General features: G+C 58.2%; 10 protein-coding genes and 1 pseudogene. 4 read left to right on the forward strand and 7 right to left on the reverse strand.

The genetic code is table 11. The features are described 5' to 3' along the window. A partial coding sequence (locus D6877_RS22105) for a bile acid:sodium symporter family protein (RefSeq protein WP_130912105.1) occupies window positions 1–776 on the reverse strand: 776 nt, incomplete at its 3' end. An 82-nt stretch (window positions 777–858) separates the two neighbouring features. Here D6877_RS22105 and D6877_RS22110 point away from each other — a divergent pair. Both D6877_RS22110 and D6877_RS22115 read left to right on the forward strand, forming a co-directional pair. Next, the gene (locus D6877_RS22110; protein WP_130912116.1) at window positions 859–1647 is read left to right on the forward strand and encodes a helix-turn-helix transcriptional regulator; all 789 of its coding nucleotides are present in this window, start codon (window positions 859–861) and stop codon (window positions 1645–1647) included. 240 nt (window positions 1648–1887) lie between these two features. Next, window positions 1888–2862: a TerC family protein gene (locus tag D6877_RS22115; protein WP_130912106.1), complete on the forward strand. Its 975-nt coding sequence runs from the start codon at window positions 1888–1890 to the stop codon at window positions 2860–2862. 123 nt (window positions 2863–2985) lie between these two features. Here D6877_RS22115 and D6877_RS22120 read toward each other — a convergent pair whose 3' ends face one another. Together D6877_RS22120 and D6877_RS22125 are read right to left on the reverse strand one after the other, a co-directional pair. Continuing rightward, complete coding sequence (locus D6877_RS22120; RefSeq protein ID WP_130912107.1) at window positions 2986–4086, reverse strand: polyamine ABC transporter substrate-binding protein; 1101 nt, start codon at window positions 4084–4086, stop codon at window positions 2986–2988. Window positions 4087–4335: 249 nt separating this feature from the next. Beyond that, window positions 4336–5742 carry a cytosine permease gene (locus tag D6877_RS22125; protein ID WP_016775036.1) on the reverse strand — a complete coding sequence of 469 codons (1407 nt, stop codon included), beginning with the start codon at window positions 5740–5742 and terminating at the stop codon, window positions 4336–4338. Between the two features lie 323 nt (window positions 5743–6065). Here D6877_RS22125 and D6877_RS22130 point away from each other — a divergent pair, with 323 nt between their 5' ends. Then, window positions 6066–6551, forward strand: a complete 486-nt coding sequence (locus D6877_RS22130; RefSeq protein WP_016775037.1) for a flavin reductase family protein — start codon at window positions 6066–6068, stop codon at window positions 6549–6551. Between the two features lie 140 nt (window positions 6552–6691). Here D6877_RS22130 and D6877_RS22135 read toward each other — a convergent pair whose 3' ends face one another. Beyond that, complete coding sequence (locus tag D6877_RS22135; protein ID WP_130912108.1) at window positions 6692–8638, reverse strand: methyl-accepting chemotaxis protein; 1947 nt, start codon at window positions 8636–8638, stop codon at window positions 6692–6694. A gap of 203 nt (window positions 8639–8841) precedes the next feature. On the opposite strand from D6877_RS22135, the gene D6877_RS22140 reads away from it, so the two are divergent. Then, complete coding sequence (locus tag D6877_RS22140) at window positions 8842–9885, forward strand: LLM class flavin-dependent oxidoreductase (protein WP_039763087.1); 1044 nt, start codon at window positions 8842–8844, stop codon at window positions 9883–9885. 54 nt (window positions 9886–9939) lie between these two features. Here the strand turns inward: D6877_RS22140 and D6877_RS22145 are convergent. From D6877_RS22145 to D6877_RS22155, 3 genes and pseudogenes are all read right to left on the reverse strand, one after another. Beyond that, a pseudogene (locus D6877_RS22145) lies at window positions 9940–10467 on the reverse strand (hypothetical protein). 32 nt (window positions 10468–10499) lie between these two features. Beyond that, complete coding sequence (locus D6877_RS22150) at window positions 10500–10811, reverse strand: hypothetical protein (protein WP_241662937.1); 312 nt, start codon at window positions 10809–10811, stop codon at window positions 10500–10502. Between the two features lie 8 nt (window positions 10812–10819). Beyond that, window positions 10820–19606 carry a hemagglutinin repeat-containing protein gene (locus D6877_RS22155; RefSeq protein ID WP_241662938.1) on the reverse strand — a complete coding sequence of 2929 codons (8787 nt, stop codon included), beginning with the start codon at window positions 19604–19606 and terminating at the stop codon, window positions 10820–10822. Window positions 19607–19664 lie beyond the last annotated feature (58 nt).

Below are 19664 nucleotides of genomic sequence, written 5' to 3' on the forward strand. Positions count from 1 at the left end.
TTGAAGCCGAACGCTTTGCTCAACAGAATTGATGCCACCAGAACCAACGTCAGCAGGATGCAGCAGACCACCACCAGGCCGAGCAACTCGAACAACGGAATCTGCTGCCAGATGCCTTCGTTGACCGCTTCGCTGAATGCGCCGTACACCACCAGCAGAATCGAGCCCTGATCAACGAATTTCAGCCAGTTCTTGTTGCGCCCTACCCAAGCGCCGATCCAGCGGCGGGCGATCTGCCCGGCAATAAATGGCAGGAGCAATTGCACACTGATCTTGACGATGGCATTGAGGGTCGAACCGCCGTCACCGTGAACGTTGAGCAGCAGCGTCACCAGCAGCGGTGTGAGGAAAATCCCGAACAGGCTGGACGCCGCCGCACTGCAGATCGCCGCCGGAATATTGCCCCGCGCCAGCGAAGTGAAGGCAATCGCCGACTGCACAGTGGCCGGCAACGCGCACAGATAGAGCATGCCCATGTACAGCTGATCGCCTATCAGCGGTGACAACAATGGCTTCAGCGCCAGACCGAGGATCGGGAACAATACGAAGGTCAGGCCGAACACCAGCAGATGCAAACGCCAGTGGCCGGCGCCGGCGATGATCGATTCTCGCGACAGCTTGGCGCCGTGCAGGAAAAACAGCAGGGCGATGGCCATGTTGGTCAGCCAGCCGAAGCCGACCGCGACTTGACCGCTGGCGGGCAGGAAGCTCGCCAGCAGCACAACGCCGATCAAGGTCAGCGTGAAGTTATCGGGCAGAAAACGTGGGCGCGTCATGAGATTCATCCGGGGGTTGCCAGTGCGTGCCGACGACTCTAACGTGACTGGCAATTACCGACTAACGCCGAAGAGCCGCAAGATGCCGCCTAAAGGACATTCCAAAAGCGTTCGCCGCAGTGTTCCCGGGTTGCCCAGCCTGCCGCGCCCCGTGTACGGACGCACCGAATCGCTGCCGAATCGCGCCCTCACCCGCCGCCACAGTCATCCGTGGGTGCAGTTGTCCTACGCGATTCAGGGCGTGCTCGAAGTGCAGACCAGCGCCGGCCGATTCGTCGCGCCGCCGGAGCGTGCGGTGTGGATCCCGGCCGGCGTGCCGCACCGGGTGTTCAGCGCACCGCATACGGAAATGCGCAGCCTGTACATCGACAGCAGCGTCACCGGTTGGGCCGCCGGGCATTGCCATGTGCTGGGCGTCAGCGATCTGCTCAGGGAGTTGATCCGCGCCTTCAGTCAGGTCCCGGTCGACTATGACGAGAACGGCCCTGACGGACGCCTGGCCCAGGTCATCCTTGATCAACTCGGCGGCGCGCCGACCATCGACCTGATGCTGCCGCTGCCGCAGGACGCTCGCCTGAAGCAGATCTACCAGAGCCTGGAACAACACCCGGAACAGCAGACCACCCTGAGCCACTGGAGCGAAAAATTCGGCATCACCGAAAAGACTCTGACGCGCCTGTTTCTGCGCGACACCGGCCTGACCTTCCGCGCCTGGCGTCAGCGCCTGCGCTTGCTTGGCGCCCTGACCCCGCTGGAAAAAGGCGAGCGAGTGACCGATGTTGCGCTGGCCTGCGGATACGACTCGACCTCGGCGTTTATCGCCGCGTTTCGTCAGCAGTTTGGCGAAACGCCGGGAGAGTTTTTCCGCTGACACTTCGTTTTTGCCGAACTGTCAGTCAGAAATAAACGATTTTTCTTTGCTCCAGATCCGTCGCTAGCATGGCCCCGTCTGACTTTGATCGAGAAGAGAAGATGATCCCTGTGGGAGCGAGCCTGCTCGCGAACGCGGGGTGTCAGGCAACCTCCATCTCACTGACCCACCGCATTCGCGAGCAGGCTCGCTCCCACAGGAGATGTGCTTGCTGCAAATAAAAAGACAGGGGAGCGTGCCATGCCTGCCACGAACATCAATATCGGCGAACCCTGGATGTGGGGTGCCTTCATCATCTTCGTTCTGGCCATGCTGGCCCTGGACTTGTTTGTCTTCGGCGGGCGCAAGGCGCACCGGGTGTCGGTGCGGGAAGCGTCGGCCTGGGTGGTTGCCTGGTGCCTGTTGGCGCTGAGCTTCGCGGGATTGCTCTGGTGGTATCTGCACGGCGAATTCGGCGGTGAAATCGCCCGACAGAAAACCCTGGAATTTCTCACCGGTTATCTGATCGAGCAGTCGCTATCGATCGACAACATGTTCGTCTTCGTGATGATCTTCAGCTACTTCGCCGTGCCGCCGGAATTGCAACGACGCGTGCTGCTGTACGGCGTGCTGGGCGCGATTGTCATGCGCGCGATCATGATTTTTGCCGGTGTGTGGCTGGTGTCGCAGTTCGAGTGGCTGCTGTATGCATTCGGTGTGTTCCTGATCATCACCGGGATCAAGATGCTGGTGTTCGCTGATCATCAACCGGATCTGGAAAAGAATCCGTTATTGCGCTGGGTTCGCGGGCATATGCGCATCACCAGTGGCTTTCACGGCGAGAAGTTTTTCATCCTGCAGAACGGCGTGCGCTGGGCAACGCCGATGTTCCTCGTGCTGGTGCTGATCGAGGCCAGCGACTTGATGTTCGCCGTCGACAGCATTCCAGCGATCTTCGCCGTCACCACCGACCCGTTCATTGTCTTCACCTCGAACATCTTCGCGATCATGGGCCTGCGTGCGTTGTACTTCCTGCTGGCGGACATGGCTGATCGCTTTCACCTGCTCAAATACGGGCTGGCGATCGTGCTGGTGTTCATCGGCGGCAAGATGGTGCTGATGCCGTGGTTCCACATGCCGGTGGAATGGTCGCTGGCAATCGTCGGGACGGTGATTCTCGGGTCGGTGCTGTTGAGCCTGGTGACCAGCCGCGAGGCAGAACGCCGCCCTGAATGACACAACACAACCCACCTGTGGGAGCGAGCCTGCTCGCGAATACGCCGGATCATTCAACATAGGAGTTGAATGACACACCGCTTTCGCGAGCAGGCTCGCTCCCACATTTGAAGTGCGGTGCTCTTATTTATCGGACTTGATACTGGTCCACACCCGGGTGCGCACCCGTTCCATTTTCTGCGGCAACGGTTGCACCACGTACAGGGTTTTCAGCGCCTCGCTGGTCGGGGTCAGGTTGGGGTTGTCGGTGATGTCCTTGTTGACCAGCGGCATCGAGTCCTTGTTGGCATTCGGGTAACCGAGGAAGTCACTGATCGGTGCGATCACTTTCGGGTCGAGCAAGTGGTTGAGGAATTCGTGGGCCTCGGCGACGTTCTTCGCGCTCTTCGGAATGGCGAAGGTGTCGAACCAGATCGGCGCGCCCTCCTTCGGCAAACGCCAATCGACCACCACACCGTTGCCCGCCTCTTTGGCGCGATTGCCGAACTGGTAGAAGCTGCCGGAATAACCGATCGCCACGCAGATGTCGCCGTTGGCGATGTCGGTCATGTACTTGGCCGAGTTGAAGTAGGTCACGTAAGGACGAATCTTCATCATCAAGGCCTTGGCCTTTTCATAGTCCGCCGGGTTCTGGCTGTTCGGGTCGAAGCCGAGGTAATGCAGGGCCAGCGGCAGGATCTCCGACGGCGAATCGAGCATCGCCACGCCACAGGCCTTGAGCTTTTCCATGTTCTCGGGCTTGAACACCAGATCCCAACTGTCCACCGGCGCGTTGTCGCCCAGGGCAGCCTTGACCTTGGCCGGGTTGAAGCCGATCAGCACGGTGCCGTACATGTACGGCACGCCGTACTGGTTGCCGGGGTCGTTGGCGTCGAGCAACTTGAGCAACGCCGGATCCTGGTGCTGCCAGTTCGGCAATTTCGACTTGTCGAGTTTCTGGAACACGCCGGCCTTGATCTGGGTTTCGATGAACTGGTTGGACGGCACCACCAGGTCGTAACCGGAGTTGCCGGTGAGCAGTTTGGCTTCCAGGGATTCGTTGGTGTCAAAGGTGTCCCAGGTCACTTTGATCTTGCTTTGCTCGGCGAAGTCCTTGGGCACTGCCGGCAGAATGTAATCCGCCCAGTTGTACACCCGCAGTTCGCGCTGCTCGGCCTGGACGGCGCTGGCCAGCAGCGTCAGGCCACACACGGTGGCGCCCAGAATGCGTTTGATCGTGACCATGGTTGTTTCCCCGAATGCGACGTGAGATCGATGGTTTTTATGTTCTGTACACGGCAGTGGCTGTAACGATAGCCAAGGGCAAAAAAGGTCGAGCCTGTTGTTATGGTTTCGATTCTTGCTGACAGCGTAGCGCGATGACAGTAGGCGGCAGGCCAAAAGGGGATCGATATGGCCAATTTGCTTGACCGCTGAAATGCGCAAACAAAAATGCCCGGCGCTGGGCCGGGCATTGCTGTGTTGCAGTTTGGATCAGTCGGTATAGCCGAGTCTGGCCGCCCTGCTCTGCTGCGCCTGACCGCGAGTTGCCAGGCAGTAATACAACGGCACGGTGACCACCAGGCCAACCAGCCACGACAGGTCGGCACCTTCCACCAGATTGGCGTACGGCCCGACATACAGCGAGGTGTTGGCGAACGGCAGCTGCACGATGATGCCGATGAAGTAGGCAATGATCGCGTGCAGGTTGAAGCGCCCGTAGATGCCACCGTCGGCGCGGAAGATCGAGGCGATGTCGTAGTTGCCACGCTTGATCAGGTAAAAGTCGATCAGGTTGATCGACGCCCACGGCACCAGCACCAGCAACAGCGCGAGAATCAGTCCAATGAACTCGGAAATGAAATCCGCCGAAGCACCGAGGGCGACCACGCAGCATCCGGCCAGAATCACGCTCGACAGCACCACGCGCACCTTGATGCTCGGCGTCCACTGGCTGGCGAACGTCTGGATCGAGGTGATGATCGACAGCACCGCGCCATACAGATTGAGCGCGTTGTGGCTGATGATGTTGAGCAGAAACAGCACCATCAGAATCGGCCCCAGCCAGCCGGTGGACTGCTTGACCGCTGCCATCGCTTCAGTGCCTTCCGGCGTCGCCAGTACCGCCACTGCGCCAAAGCTGAACGACAGAATCGTGCCCAGCGTCGCGCCCAGATACGTCGCCCAGAAGGGTTTGGCGATACCGATGTCTGCTGGCAGATAACGCGAATAGTCGGAGACGTACGGCGAGAAGCTGATCTGCCAGATGATCCCCAGCGACACCGTCGCCAGCCAGCCGGAGAGGTTGAAACTGCCGCGCGTCAGGAAGTCCGCCGGCAAGTCATGGGCGAAGATGTAGATGAAGCCTGCGAGCAATGCGCCGCCCATCACCCAGGTGCCGATGCGGTTGAGCGTATGGATGAAGTTGTAGCCGATCACACCGATCGCGGTGGCGGCCAGCGCGCCGATCAGAATGCTCAGCGGTGCCGGCACTGACGGCGCAATGCCGACGATGGATTTACCGGCCAGCACGATGTTGGAAATGAAGAAACCAATGTAGATGAGCGCTGCGAAGAACACGATCAGCAGCGCGCCATAACGACCGAACTGACCGCGACTCTGGACCATTTGCGGAATGCCCATGCGCGGACCCTGGGCCGAGGCCAGCGCAATCACCACGCCGCCGATCATGTGCCCCAGCGCAATCGCCAGCAGCCCCCAGAACAGATTCAGATGGAACACCTGGACCACCATGGCGCCGGTGACGATGGGCAGTGGCGCGATGTTGGTGCTGAACCAAAGAGTGAACAGATCGCGGGCCTTCCCGTGGCGTTCCGCGAGTGGGACGTAATCGACCGTATGATTCTCGATCAACGGATCTTGCCGGGACATCTGGGACATATGCATGAACTCGAGTTTGTCTGTTTTTATCTTTGTATGAAGCCAAACCGGGAGGACTCTTGGGTCGCCCCTCAGATGCAGACCATATTATGGTATTCCAAACTTTGCACAAGCCTGATCCGCTGATTCTGTTGCTCTCTGATCCGCTATCCTCGCTGATCCCACCCCTGACCGGCTAGCTGAAAGCCCCGTAAACACTGAGTTTCCGACGAAAGTGGCACGTTTATCGGTTCACCAAAAAAGCTCTTGCAAGATATGTATTACGGTATACCATCAGACCTACAAACCATAAAAACCGCGTCACACCACCCGAGGACCACCCAATGATCGATGCTGCCATTTACAAACAAGTCATGGGCTCGTTCCCGTCCGGCGTCACCGTCATCACCACGCTGGACGACGACGGTCAGATCGTCGGCCTGACCGCCAGCGCGTTCAGCTCGCTGTCGATGGACCCGGCGCTGGTTCTGTTCTGCCCCAACTACAGCTCCGACTCCTATCCCGTGCTGATCAAGAACAAACGCTTTGCGATTCACCTGTTGTCCAGCGTGCAGCAAAGCGAGGCCTATGCCTTCGCGCGCAAAGGCAAGGACAAGGCGCAGGGCATCGAGTGGACGTTGAGCGAACTGGGCAACCCGATCCTCGCCAATGCCACGGCGGTGATCGAGTGCGAGTTGTGGCGTGAATACGAAGGTGGCGACCACGCGATCATGGTCGGCGCGGTGAAGAACCTGATCGTCCCCGAGCAGGTCGCCGGGCCGCTGGTGTATTGCCACGGCAAGATGGGCGCGTTGCCGGTTGTGGCTTGATTTCACCAGATCTCGGATATCCCATGTGGGAGCGAGCCTGCTCGCGAAGGCGATGGGTCAGTTGTTACATTTTTGACTGACCCGACGCCTTCGCGAGCAGGCGCGCTCCCACAGGTTTTGGTGTTGCCTGGGCGACTGTGTCAGGTCCGAAACCGGCTCACCAACTGATTCAACGTCTGCGACAACGCCGTCAGGTTCTGCGCATCCTGGCGAGTTGAATCCGCCAGGCTCGCCACCAACTGCGCATCACCATGAATCTGGCTGATGTGCCGATTGATGTCCTCCGCCACTTGATGCTGTTCCTCCGCCGCCGTGGCGATCTGCGTATTCATGTCGCGGATCACGTCAACCGATTCACGGATCAATTCAAAACTCGCCCGCGCCTCGTTGATCGACACCACGGTTTCCTGCGAGACCTCGAGGCTGGCGTGCATCTGCTTGCCCATCTGGTGGGTGCGCCGCGCCAGATTGCCAAGCAGTGCGTCAATCTCACCGGTGGAGTCGGAAGTGCGTTTGGCCAGCGCGCGAACTTCATCGGCGACCACGGCAAAGCCCCTGCCCTGTTCACCGGCGCGCGCGGCCTCAATGGCGGCGTTGAGCGCGAGCAGATTGGTCTGCTCGGCAATCGAGCGGATGGTGCCGAGGATCGACTGGATGTCGTTGCTGTCCTGCTCCAGTTGCTGCATCGACTCGGCGCTGTGGCCGATCTCCTGACTCAAGCGCCCGACGTTACTCACCGCCGCGTCGATCTGCTGCTGCCCGGTGTGAGCCTGACGCTGACCGTTGTCTGCCGAGTCGGCCGCCTGACTGCACGAGCGCGCAACCTCGTTGGAAGTGGCGACCATTTCGTGAAACGCCGTCGACACCATGTCCACCGCCTCACGCTGACGCGAAGCGACGTCGGCCATTTCCGCCGAGACTTCGGTGGCGCTGCCAGAGCTGCTGTGAATCTGCCCCGCTGCCTGGCCGATGCGCTGAATCAACGTACGAATCGCTTCAAGAAACTGGTTGAACCAGCCGGCCAGTTGCGCGGTTTCATCCTGCCCGCGTACTTCCAGTCGCGCAGTCAGATCGCCCTCGCCTTGAGCAATACCTTCGAGACCACTGGCGACACCACGAATCGGCTTGACCATCAAACCCGCGAACCACGCGCCAGCCGTCGCGAACAGCAGAGCGCAAACCACAGCGATAGCGCCAATCAGCCAAGTCAAACGGGTTGCCCCCGCCATCACTTCACTGGCTTTCACCAAGCCGACAAACCGCCAGCCCAACGCCTGCGAGGGCCAGACCAGCGCCATGTAATCCTCGCCGGCCAGTTGCACCTCGACCAGCCCTTTGCCCGCCTCGGCCAGTTGCTGATAACCCTCGCCGAGATCGCTGAGTTTCTTGAAGTTGTGCGCCGGATCGCTCGGGTCGACCAGCACGGTGTTGTTGGCTTCCATCAGCATCAGATAACCGCTCTCGCCGAGGCGAATCTGCTTGACCAGGTCGGTCAACTGCTTGAGCGACACATCGATGTTGACCACGCCGGCATTGCTACCCAACTGGTTATTGAAGCTTCGCACGGTGCTCACCAGCACCACGTCATCCGCCGCCCAGTAATAGGCCTCGGTGCGCAGGGTTTTGCCGGGATTGGCCATCGCGGTTTTGTACCAGGGCCGGGTGCGCGGATCGTAGTTCGCCAACTTCGCATCGCCCGGCCAGAACAGATAACCGCCCTGCTCGGTGCCGACGGACAGATAGGTATAGGCCGGGTGCGCCTTGGCCAGACCGTCGAACAGCTTGAACAGCTGTTGATCCTGCGGCCCCATCGGCACTTGCGCGGCGTCACTGCTCAGGTAGCGTTTGAGGCTGGTGTCGATGCTCTGCAGTTGCGGATGCTCGGCCAGGTAAGCAACGTTCTGGCTGATGCCCTCGAAAAACAGCTGCATCGCGTTTTCCACCTGACGCACTTCGCGCCCGGTGCTGTCAGTAAAGGTGTCGCGCGCGCCCTCGCGGACATTGAGGATGATCAGCGCTGCCACCAGCAACACCGGCAGGCTGGCGATTACCGCAAACGCCAGAGTCAGTTTTTGTTTTATGTTCATTGCTTGCGCCTTCCTTGTTCGAAGTGTCGGTCAGAAATATTTTGCGGATATTCCGTATTATGGTATACCAATATTCAATCAACCGAACAGCCGTCCTCGAAGGCGTGCCTGAATGGTGAGAAGACTCGCGAGCGCACAGCGCTCACGTCAGTTCGACAGGCCCGCATACGACCGGCCAATTACAAAAGACTCGAGGTAGCGTCATGAAATTTTCCCTGTTCGTACACATGGAACGCTGGGACGAAAGCGTCAGCCACCGCCAACTGTTCGAAGACCTGACCGAACTGACCCTGATGGCCGAGGCCGGCGGTTTCAGCACCGTGTGGATCGGCGAACACCACGCCATGGAATACACCATCTCCCCAAGCCCGATGCCGCTGCTGGCCTACCTCGCAGCGAAAACCACGACCATCCACCTCGGCGCCGGCACCATCATCGCGCCGTTCTGGCACCCGCTACGCGTCGCCGGCGAATGCGCCCTGCTCGACGTGATCAGCAACGGCCGCATGGAAGTCGGTCTAGCGCGCGGCGCCTATCAAGTTGAATTCGACCGCATGGCCGGCGGCATGCCCGCCTCCAGCGGCGGCCAGGCCCTGCGCGAAATGGTCCCGGTGGTCCGTGCCCTGTGGCAAGGCGACTACGCCCACGACGGTGACATCTGGAAATTCCCTACCTCCACCAGCGTGCCGAAGCCGATCCAGAAGCCCAACCCACCCATGTGGATCGCCGCCCGCGACCCCGACTCGCACAACTTCGCCGTCGCCAACGGCTGCAACGTGATGGTCACGCCATTGATGAAAGGCGACGAAGAAGTCCTCGACCTGAAGAACAAATTCCAGACCGCACTGGACAACAACCCAGACGTACCGCGCCCACAATTGATGGTGCTGCGCCACACCCACGTGCACACCGCTGATGACCCGGACGGCTGGAAAGTCGGCGCCAAAGCCATCTCACGTTTCTATCGCACGTTCGATGCGTGGTTTGGCAACAAGCAAACACCAGTCAACGGCTTCCTTGCGCCGAGTCCGGAAGAGAAGTTTGCCGGACGTCCGGAGTTTGAACTGGAGAGCCTGCACAAGACGGCGATGATTGGTACGCCGGAAGAGATCATTCCGCGCATCAAGTACTACCAGGAACTGGGGGTGGATGAGTTCAGTTTCTGGTGTGACAACAGCTTGCCGCATGAAGAGAAGAAGAAGTCGCTGGAGTTGTTTATCAAGCATGTGGTGCCGGCGTTTCGCTGATTACTCGTCGGACGGTCTCTGACCCACTAAAAGGCCCCGGACTTGTCCGGGGCTTTAGTTTTTAGAGATCACGGGAATGCGCTGGCCCGGCTGGGTGACATCGTAAACACGCTGCTCGCAACCCCGCCCAACAAACTGAAACTCCACCAGGTAGACCTTGCTTCGCTCCGGCGTAAAAGTACTGTTCAGCGGCCCGCGGCTATAAGTATCGCAGGTGCCCATGCCGTTGGAACGCCCCGACACCTCGAAGGGTTCGTCGGCATTGGCTTGCATTTCCAGCTGAGGGAAGTGCTTGAACGTGGCGCTATTGGCCGCTTCGCTGAGTTTGGCGATCCAGCCGAATACCTTGCTCCGTCCGGAATCCACCACAGTACCCAGCACTTCCATTCGTTGATAGGGATCTGAAGCCCGGCGAACCGAGAACTCGACAGGGTATGTGTAGCCTGTCGATTTCATGATGACTTTGACGTGTTGTGCATCTGGCGTTGCCGTTCTTTGCTGAAGTTGGACACCATCCTTTTAAACGCTGGGGGAAGAGTCTCTGACGTTTGCATGGCAGCCCAGCAGTGGGAGAGCCAGCATTAATTGCAAAAGGATTACTTTGCAGTTACCTCTCACTCCTCACCTCTCATCCGCTGATTTAAACGTAGGCTTTTCATAAGAGGACTCTCGCCGCCAGTAATCTCGATTTTAAACTTGGCGTACGCTGTTTCAAGGTCGCGGTATTGTTGTAGCCCTCCTTCAATAAAGGCGTAGGTGCCTGGAATGTCGTTCCATTGAACGGGCATTACAATTGCCCCCGCACGAGCATCTGCTATCAAAGTCGACAATGCTTTATGCAAACAACTAACTTTCGCATCAGATGCATATTTAGAGATGACTTCCTCCAGATACTCCGCGCTTTCCCTCAACATAATCTGGTCCATATCCAACCTCAATTTCTAATTGTTCCAACCAGTTCCGGAGCCGACCATGGCCCGCGATTCGGCACGATATATTGTGTAGCGCCACCTGGCCTGGTCATCAACCCTCCCAATTCAGTGGTCGGCGCTACTTTACTGACGAAGACCGGCGATGGCACGCTCGGGGAGATCTTATAGACATCATAGACCGGGGAATCACTTTTTATCGGTAAGCCGAAATAATCAGCGAGGCTATATCCAGATTTTGAGGCTGCTTTCAGGTCGGCTTCCGTTGTGAAAAATGGAGAATAGGGAGAAACACCGTCGCCTTTAGGGACGATTTTAACGAGAGGCGAATTTGTAATTAACATCTTTGGCGCACCTGATCCGGAAGTTAACTGCCCAACGGCTCGCATGACTATGTTACTCAAATCGGCAGATGGATCAGCGGCAATGAGTTGACTTAGGAGCTCTCGTCCTTCGGCGGTTTCCAAGTAGTGGTCAGCTGTTGCTCGATCTATACCCGACGTCTTGAACGTGCTGACACTATCGATTTCCGCCGCATAGGTTGTACGAAGTGTTGCCAGCTTTTTCGCTGACTGCGACTTCGCCAGCACCTCCAACACTGCATCGACAACAGCCTTACCACCTCGGACCCCGGTCATCGAGAGAAGAACGTCGTCAATGGCGCTGACTGACAATATCCCTTTACCTGCTATCGATCCCAATCGATCTGCGGCGTCAGATACATCAGAAACGTAAGTCGAAAGGTTGACTAACTCGTTTTCATAACGAGTTGTCTGGTCTTTGCCAAACTGCTTCCAGTGCTGATAAACCGCTCCGGGGCCATAAGTACCTTCGGCGTTAAACAGGGTTGAATCGTTGAACTGCTCGTCTGTCGCGTTAAACGCAAACACCGGTGCACCGTTTGCAATAATCGGTCGTCCGTCACTCCAGGTAAGCGGGATCTTCTGATCGGCTAACTGATTGATAGCGACATAAGCGTCACCCATATCTTCGGCGAAATTTCTAGACTCCGGATCATTCCCGACAGCCTTGCTCATCACGCTCTTGAGATGCGCCAGACCCACAGCATCGACTTCAGCACCGGCCGCAAGCAGCAGCAAATCTTCCCAACGCGCGCCCGAACGAGACGGCCCCCGCGCAGCCAACTCTTCGGCTTGTTTCTTAAGCAGAGGAACCTCCTGTTGCCTATGCAACTGGCGGTTGAACGTCTCTACGCCAGACGCGCTGTTGGCTGCGGTTGTTGCCCCGGCAGCTCCACCACTAGATCCTGCTGCTGCGCCAAGCCCGGAAGCAATCAGAGTGCCCAACGCATCCTGTTGCTCTTTGCTCAACCCACTGTCTTTCAGTAGCTTGGCAATCATTGGCATCAGCGCAGCGGAGACACCAGCACCCAGTGCGCCGGCGGCAAGGCTACTCCCCGACAACCCCATCACCGCGCCGACCAACGAATGCAGCATGACACGTGCAGCCCCACCCTCGGCCCATGCCGCGCGAGTCACGCTATCGGTCGCGTCGTGTTCTTGCTTGTCAGCGTAATCACCGATTTTCTTGAAGGCGTCATTAGCAGTTGTGTTAGCAACGACCCCGATAGCAGTCGTACCGCCCACGGCTCCCAGGCCCACAGCAATCAAACCTGCCGCGACATCCGCCATGATGCGTTTGTCACCGCCCACCGCCCAACTCGTGTACTCATCGAACGCAGCCTTGCGCTCTTCGTCGGTGGTGGCTGACTTCATTTTGTCAGCAGCCGCTTGCTGCTGGGCGTTGGCCACTTTGCCGATGATGTTTCTCGACAGCGAGACCGTGCTCTGGATCAGATCAATCCGCTCTTGAATGGCTTGTTGATCAGGTTTGTCCAGGGCCTCATTCGCATGCGCCGTATCACGATTCAGACCCACCAGATCATTCACGCCTGCAGCGTTGCGCACGATGATGGTGCCTTCGCTGACGGCACTGCGGGTCTTGCTCTGATCCGAGTCTTCAAGCGCCAGCGGAACACTGCCTCCGATGCTCGTGCCGGATTTTCCGCCATATGACACTGAGATGCCGGCAGATTGAGCACTGATATCACTTGTATTTTTTATGTCGCTAACGAACAGCCGATCGGTGCTGAGCAGGTTTTTGTCTGGCGTTGCGTCACTGGCAATGACAGCACCCTGCAAGGTGGTGTTTTGGCCAACAGTAATGTCGTAGCCACCCTTGCCAGCGAATAACCCGCTCTGATCCGTCACCGCTTTGTAGTCACTGTTCATGTTGCCCGCGGAAAGGCTCGCAGAACCGGTGACTGGTGCTCCGTAGCAAAATGGAGGTATGCAAATGCTGGCACCGAAGCCTGCACTGCCTTGTTTGCTGGTCTGAGTCTCCGTGTCCTGACGAGATGTGATGGTCAGATTGCCGTTTATCAGAGCCTTGATGGTGTCAGCTCGAACTTGCGCGCCCGCCAGCGTAGTGTCGTTGCCGCTCTGCAGGGAGAGAGAGCCCGTGTCGACGGTCGTGTTGACTTGAGTTACAGAGCTGCCGGTGCCTTTGTTTTTGGCAACAGACGCTCCGAGGTCAAGGGTAAAGCCATTCTGTTCGCCCAGGTTAAAGCTGGCGCCGATGGCGGTTTTATTATTGCTGCCGTCGTTAGTCCAGTCGGCGGTGTTCTGCGCACTTTCCAGAACGATCGTGTTCTTCGCAATCAACGCAGTGTCAGCGGCTTTCAAGCTACTGCCGACGATATGGATGTCACCGGCCGTTCCCGGCGCCCCGCCATCAGCGATGATCAACAGGCTCTGGCCAGCATTGATCGTGCTTTGTTTCGCTGTCTGACTGGTGTACTCGCTGATGCTCTTGCTATGGGTGTTTGCCAGTTCAGTGCCGATCTTTATCAACGAACCATTGCTGGCGGAACCTTGTTTCTTGCCATAATCAGAGCCCGCACCTTCGGCATCTCCCGCAGCGCCGCCAAGATCATTTAGCGCCATGGCGGCTTGCGCGTATTTGACCGCTTGAAGTCGCGGATCATCGGCGTTCCTGGCCGCCTCTACCGAATTGTGGATTGTATTGACCGTATCAACGATCATGCCTCCGATGACGCGCCCCACTCCTAAGTTACTGGATTTGTCGGCACTACTTTGACTTGAGCTTTCCATGCCCGCAGCAATGGTTACCTTTGATCCAATAAGGGTCATATCCTTGGTACTGACCAGATCACTGGCGATAACGCTTAGCTCACGACCACTTGAAAGCTTCACATTGCCTGCGCTGGATCCGATTGTGCTGCCGGTCAACGTTATCTGGGAATACTGGCCGTTGTGACTTTGGCTACCAACAGACAGATGTTGATTACCGGTAATGTCATCGACACCCAGATTGTTTGCCGTCAGCACCCCACTAAGATCGCGACTTTTCTCCTTGTGATACTCGTTTCGAGTAAACGTGTTCTCCGCCGCTTTGATGGTCAGATCGCGACCAGCCTGCACAGTTAAATCCTCTGTGCTTACCAAAGCCGAACCGGTAATCATGACGTCGCGGCCAGATACAACGTCCACGGTATTACCTGAGATCATGCTGCCGACCGCAGTGGTTTGCGTCTCGGATACTCGGTCCTTCACCTTGCTGGATTTCAGGCCACCCAGGCTTTTTTTACTCGAACTGCTCTCGTGGCGAACTGTTTGCGAATCCGTGACAGCAACGATTTCAACATCATTGCCTGCGACCAGCTTTACTCCTCCCTCAGCAGAAGCGACTTCGCTACCTTTGATAAGAAGATCTTCATTAGCGACTAGGCTGATGTTACCGCCCGCAGTTATGGAGCTGGCGATATTTGTGGTGCTAGCCGTCTCATCAAGCCGACTTTTCTTACCCGAAGAACTTTTTTTGGTCTTGGTGTAGAAGCTGTAGTCGCTGTCTTCCGCTGACTGAAGCGTCAGATTTGCACCCGCTGTCAAATAGGCTTCGTTTCCGGCGCTGACCCGACTGGCAATCAGATCCAAGTCCTTACCGGAATTGAGCATTACGGTGCTACCTGCAGTCACCGTTGCAGAAACCTGCCTCACCTCATCATCCTGCCGTGACATCTTCTTGTTGGCAGAACGCGAGTGCTCTTCATCCGCCGCCGAACTGATCACCAGATTCTCAGTCGCCGACATCGAAACATCACGCTTGGCGTCAATCGCACTGGCAATCACACTGATGTCACGCTTGGCGTCAGCCTTGAAATCACGCCCCGCATCAATATCGGCGCCCAGTTGCGTGACGCTGCTGACGGCTCCTCTCCAGCCAAGCGATGCGCTGTTGTCGATCTGCACCGCCGCCACGTTAACGTCGCGACCGGCACTCAATGCCATGTCCTGACCGCTTTTCAAAACACCACCGATGACGTTGATGTCCTTGGCTGCTTTGATGGTCAGGTCGTTGGCAGCCTCGATCCGTGCGGCGTTATCGGCGTAATCCGTATGCTGGGTGACGGAGCCGTATTTGTCGTCCACCGAGGTGATGGTCCGTTCATTGATCACGTCGCCGGTGCGCGTGGTCAGGCTGACGTCCTTGCCGGCGATAATCCCGCCCGCCTTGTTGACGATGTTGTTGGTTGCCAGCAGATCCAGACGATTGCCCGCCTCGATCGAGCCGCTGTTGACCAAGTCTTTGCCGGCTGTTGCGGACAGATTATTCGTCGCCTTCAACGTACCAACGTTATCGAGATTCTCCCCGGCAATCAGCGTCACATCATTACCGGCAATCAGCGCGCCAGTCGGGCCAAGACGGCCGTTGGCTTGCGCCAGATAAACCACTGGCACCAGCACTTTCTCGCCGTTCACTTCATGCTCTTCGAGCCAGACGATGTCGTGGGTCAGTGCGGCGACTTGCTGTGACGTGAGGCCGACGCCAACGGACAGGTTGAGCGCGTCTTTGCTGGCGATGGCGTTGTTCATCAGGTACTTGAACATGCCCTCGTTGGAGGTCTGGCCGTCGAGGAAAGCCTGGCCGGTGCGCGCGGTGACGGCTTGCTGGATCAGGCGTTGTTCGTAGAGCCCATCGCCCAGCCGCTTGGCGCTTTGGTCTGGATCGAAACCGAGTTTTTCCAACAGGTAATCGGAGCTCATGAACGACTTGAGCTCGGTGAGTACCGGGTTGGTTTCGATCAGGTATTTGTGCGGATTGGACGGTGCCGTGGTGTCTGGCAGGCCGGTGACACGAGTGACCGGACGGGTGTCGATCGACTCCTTCATGTCGTTGCCGCGACTCGGCATGCCCGATCCGGCGCTGCCCTCGGGCACCTTGACATCGACCGTACTGGCGACGGCCTGAACCATGCTTGGGTTGCGGTGAAAAGTGTCAACGGCGCGCGCGCTGTCAGATACCGCTGCCGGGGCATCGATGAACAGATTGCGCGGCCCGCCACTGGTCGCTGCGACCAGATGGTCCTGGGCATTTACCGCAACATTACCGACCGTCCACGTTGGTGCTGGCCCAGTATTGCTGGCTGCGGTGCTGCTGGAGCCCTGCCCGCTCAGGCGGAACAGACCGTTCTCACCCGTCGGCAGGGAGAAGCCAGGCAGGCTCAGCGGATTGACCTGTTGCTGGGCAAGATCCGGCGGCAACTGACTGTTGATGCGCACGACAACAGTGCCGCTGTTGCCGACGTTGGTATTGGCGACTTTATTGGTGCCACCGTTAGCGCTGTAGTCCTGATGAATGACGCTGTTGGCGATTTCCTGGGTGGCGGTTATCGAGACATTACCGCCGGCCTGAATCACTGCATTGCGAGAGTTCGCGACGTCGGTAGCACCGGTACTGTTTACGGGCTTCTCGACAGCGACGCCTTGTTGGTAAGGCGCCAGCTCACTCGGTATCGCCATCAGATTATTCGGGTCGTACAACGACGGCGTTGAAGTCTCAAAGCCCGCGCTGTATCCGGACATCGCCCGGCCGTATTTGCGACTGCCGACGTTCTCGCCTGTCTCGGCATCAACGATGACGATGCCATTGCCGACGGTTTTGGCGATCGCTTTACGGATCAAACCCTCGGGCGCGATAACGTAATAGACGAACGGAAAATCAGGATTGTTGCGCTGGTTGTACGGCAGGATCACGTTGGCCATGAATTGCGCCGTGGTGCCTGTGCCCATCTCGAAGTTGTACTGACGCGTGACTTCAACGGTTCCGCTCTTCGCACCGATGTTCTTCAGACTATCGGCAATAATGTTGATGTTGCCGCCCGCCGCGACCGTACTTTTGCTGTTGAGGAATGTGCCGCCCTGGAAGGTGAAATCCTTGCCGACGTTGAACATCGCCGAGGCGCTGCTATCCGTGTCGAAGAATTGATAAGTCTCACGTGTGGCGAGGAAGTTGTTGAAGGTGCCCCCGACACAGTCACCGCAGCTGGCCGCGATCAATCCCGAAATCAACTTGCGCTCAGCCGACGCCGCAGGCCCTTCCGTACGGTTCTCAAACACATCCGCATTTATCGTAAAACCGCGCCCGCTCTCCATCGAGCCGGAGATGTTGTATATCCCCGCCGCCCGAGCCGCGCCGCCATAGCCGCCCATTACCACATCGCCCAAGCCGTAGAAATCACCGTGCTGGTTGGTCAACGTAGCGACGCCAAGCGTCATGTTGTTGCCACTGAAAATCAGCCCGCGATCATTGAGCAGCGAAGGCGTGTTGATGATGAGGTTCTGCGCTGCGCCGAGGGTGCCGTAGTTGGCGACGCTACCCGCATTGATGGTCAGGTCTTCGCTGGAGGTCATGCGTCCGGCATTGGTGAGCTGTCCGCCGATATTGACGGTCGACGTCGCGCCCACCGCAAAGCTGCCACCCGTCGCGACGTTCATTTGCGCGGCAGAAACGAAAGCGCCACGCTGACTGGTCAAGCGGCCAGTGCCGGAATAGGTACCACCGATTTGCAGATCGAGGATGCCATCACTGGCGATCAGCCCATCGTTGCTCCAGTTACCGCCACGGATCTGCAGCGAATCCGAAGCCAGCAATTTGCCGCTCGCGGTCTGGCTGAACTGCCCGACATTGACGTTCAGGCGACCGGCCTGAATGACGTTGGAGTTACTCCAGCTGTCGGCGTTGAGTTCCAGCAGTCCGCCGGTGACGATGCTACCGCCCGCGCCAATGACATTGGCGGTTGAGATGTCGAACTTGCCGCGCCCGACGTGGTTGAGTTGCCCGCCACCGTTGAAGAAGCTGCCGACAGCCAGGGTCATGTCGGTGTTGGCCGTTTCCAGTACGCCGTTGCGGTTGTCGAGCAGACCGCCGATCTGGAACAGGGTCTTGCCAGTGTTGCCCAGCGAACGAAGACGACCGTTCTGGTTGTCGACGCTGGCGGCTTTTACGCTCAGTTGGGTTTCGCTTTCGATGACGCCCGTGCCGTTGCGCAACGCACCCGTCAGGCCGAAGTCAATGCGATTCGCGGCGATCTGGCCGCTGGCGTTTTCCAGATTCGAGCCGGTGACGCCGAGCAATCCCTTCGCATACAGCACGCCGCTGCTGTTATCCAGCGCGGTGGTGGTAATGCTGCTGTCGCCCGACTGTGCGGAAATGCGCCCGCCGTTGTTGTTCAGTCCGGCCAGTGCGGTCAGGGTCAGAGCCTGCGCCTGGATGATGCCGCCCTGACGATTGTTGTTCAGGTCAAAACCGTTGCGCAGCACGCCGACGGTGCGTGCTTCCAGTGCGCCTTTGATGCTGGAAAGAATGCCGCCACGGTTGTCGATGTTGGCAGCTTTGACAAAGACCTTGCCGTTTTGCGCGATGACCTTGCCGCTTTGGTTGTCGAAGTCAGCGCCGACGTCCAGGGTCAATGCGCCTTCGCTCTGGATCGAGCCTTTGCCGTTGCCCAGGCTGGCGGCGCTCAGCTCTACGCCAGCGTTCTGGCTGTAGATCAGACCGTCGGCGCTGTTATTGACGGCGCCCGTTGCGATGATCTGCAACTGATCGTTGGCCGCGACCGTGCCCTTGTTGCTGTTGTCCAGCGAACCGGTACGCACCTCGAGGGTTTTCTGGCTGGCGATCTGGCCGTTCTGGTTGCGCAGGTCGGTGACGCCCTTGAGCAACATCGCGCCGCTGCTCGCCAGCTTGCCGGCGTTGTTGTTCAGCTCGCCGCTCAGATTGAGAGTGATCGCGGTGTTGCTGGCGATCTGTCCGCCACTGTTGTCCAGACGCGAGGCGGTTGCGGTGAAAGCCTGTTCGGCATTGACTGAGCCGCCGGCATTGGTGAACGCCGTGCTGACCACATCCAGTGCCGCGCCACTGAAGATCAGGCCCTGATTGTTGTTCAGCGCACCGCCCAGTGTCAGGGTCTGCGCTGCGCCACTGCTGAGATTGCCCTTGTTGCTGTTGTCGAGACTGCCCGCTTTGACGGTCAGGCTTCCCTGAGCAACCAGCGCACCGCTGCTACTGTTGAGCAGCGCGTCCTTGAGGTCGACCGAAACATCGGCGAACTTGCTGGAGAGCGTTCCGCTGTTGCGGTTGTCGAGGCTGTCGGCGTTGACGGTGAGTCCCTGCCAGCCGGAGATCAGGCCTTTCTGGTTGTTCAGTGCAGTGCCACGCAACAGCAGTTTTTCGCCGCTGATGATCTTGCCGGAAGTGTTGTTGAGCGCTTGGGCGACCAGATCGAAACCGAGGTTGCTGGAAATCTCGCCGCTCTGGTTATTCACATCACGCAGGCGTTTGAGCGTCAGTGGCCCTTGGGCAGTTAGCAAGCCGCGCTGGTTGTCGAGATCACCATTGGCAAGGTCGAGGGTCACGGCTTTGTCGCCCAGCAGGCGTCCGCCGTTCTGGGTCAGGGACGTCAGTTTCAAGTCCATGTCACCGCTGGCAGAAACCTCCCCGTCTTCGCTGGAGTCCAGCCCGGTGGCG

It is taken from the genome of Pseudomonas sp. Sample_9, from assembly GCF_004307535.1.
In the GTDB taxonomy this organism is placed as follows: domain Bacteria; phylum Pseudomonadota; class Gammaproteobacteria; order Pseudomonadales; family Pseudomonadaceae; genus Aquipseudomonas; species Aquipseudomonas mercuritolerans.

What these genes read in the sequence shown, in the direction of transcription:
- D6877_RS22110 (WP_130912116.1), top strand. Translation starts at nt 859, where the DNA reads ATGCCGCCTAAAGGACATTCCAAAAGCGTTCGCCGCAGTGTTCCCGGG.
- D6877_RS22115 (WP_130912106.1), top strand. Translation starts at nt 1,888, where the DNA reads ATGCCTGCCACGAACATCAATATCGGCGAACCCTGGATGTGGGGTGCC.
- D6877_RS22120 (WP_130912107.1), bottom strand. Translation starts at nt 4,086, where the DNA reads ATGGTCACGATCAAACGCATTCTGGGCGCCACCGTGTGTGGCCTGACG.
- D6877_RS22125 (WP_016775036.1), bottom strand. Translation starts at nt 5,742, where the DNA reads ATGTCCCAGATGTCCCGGCAAGATCCGTTGATCGAGAATCATACGGTC.
- D6877_RS22130 (WP_016775037.1), top strand. Translation starts at nt 6,066, where the DNA reads ATGATCGATGCTGCCATTTACAAACAAGTCATGGGCTCGTTCCCGTCC.
- D6877_RS22135 (WP_130912108.1), bottom strand. Translation starts at nt 8,638, where the DNA reads ATGAACATAAAACAAAAACTGACTCTGGCGTTTGCGGTAATCGCCAGC.
- D6877_RS22140 (WP_039763087.1), top strand. Translation starts at nt 8,842, where the DNA reads ATGAAATTTTCCCTGTTCGTACACATGGAACGCTGGGACGAAAGCGTC.
- D6877_RS22150 (WP_241662937.1), bottom strand. Translation starts at nt 10,811, where the DNA reads ATGGACCAGATTATGTTGAGGGAAAGCGCGGAGTATCTGGAGGAAGTC.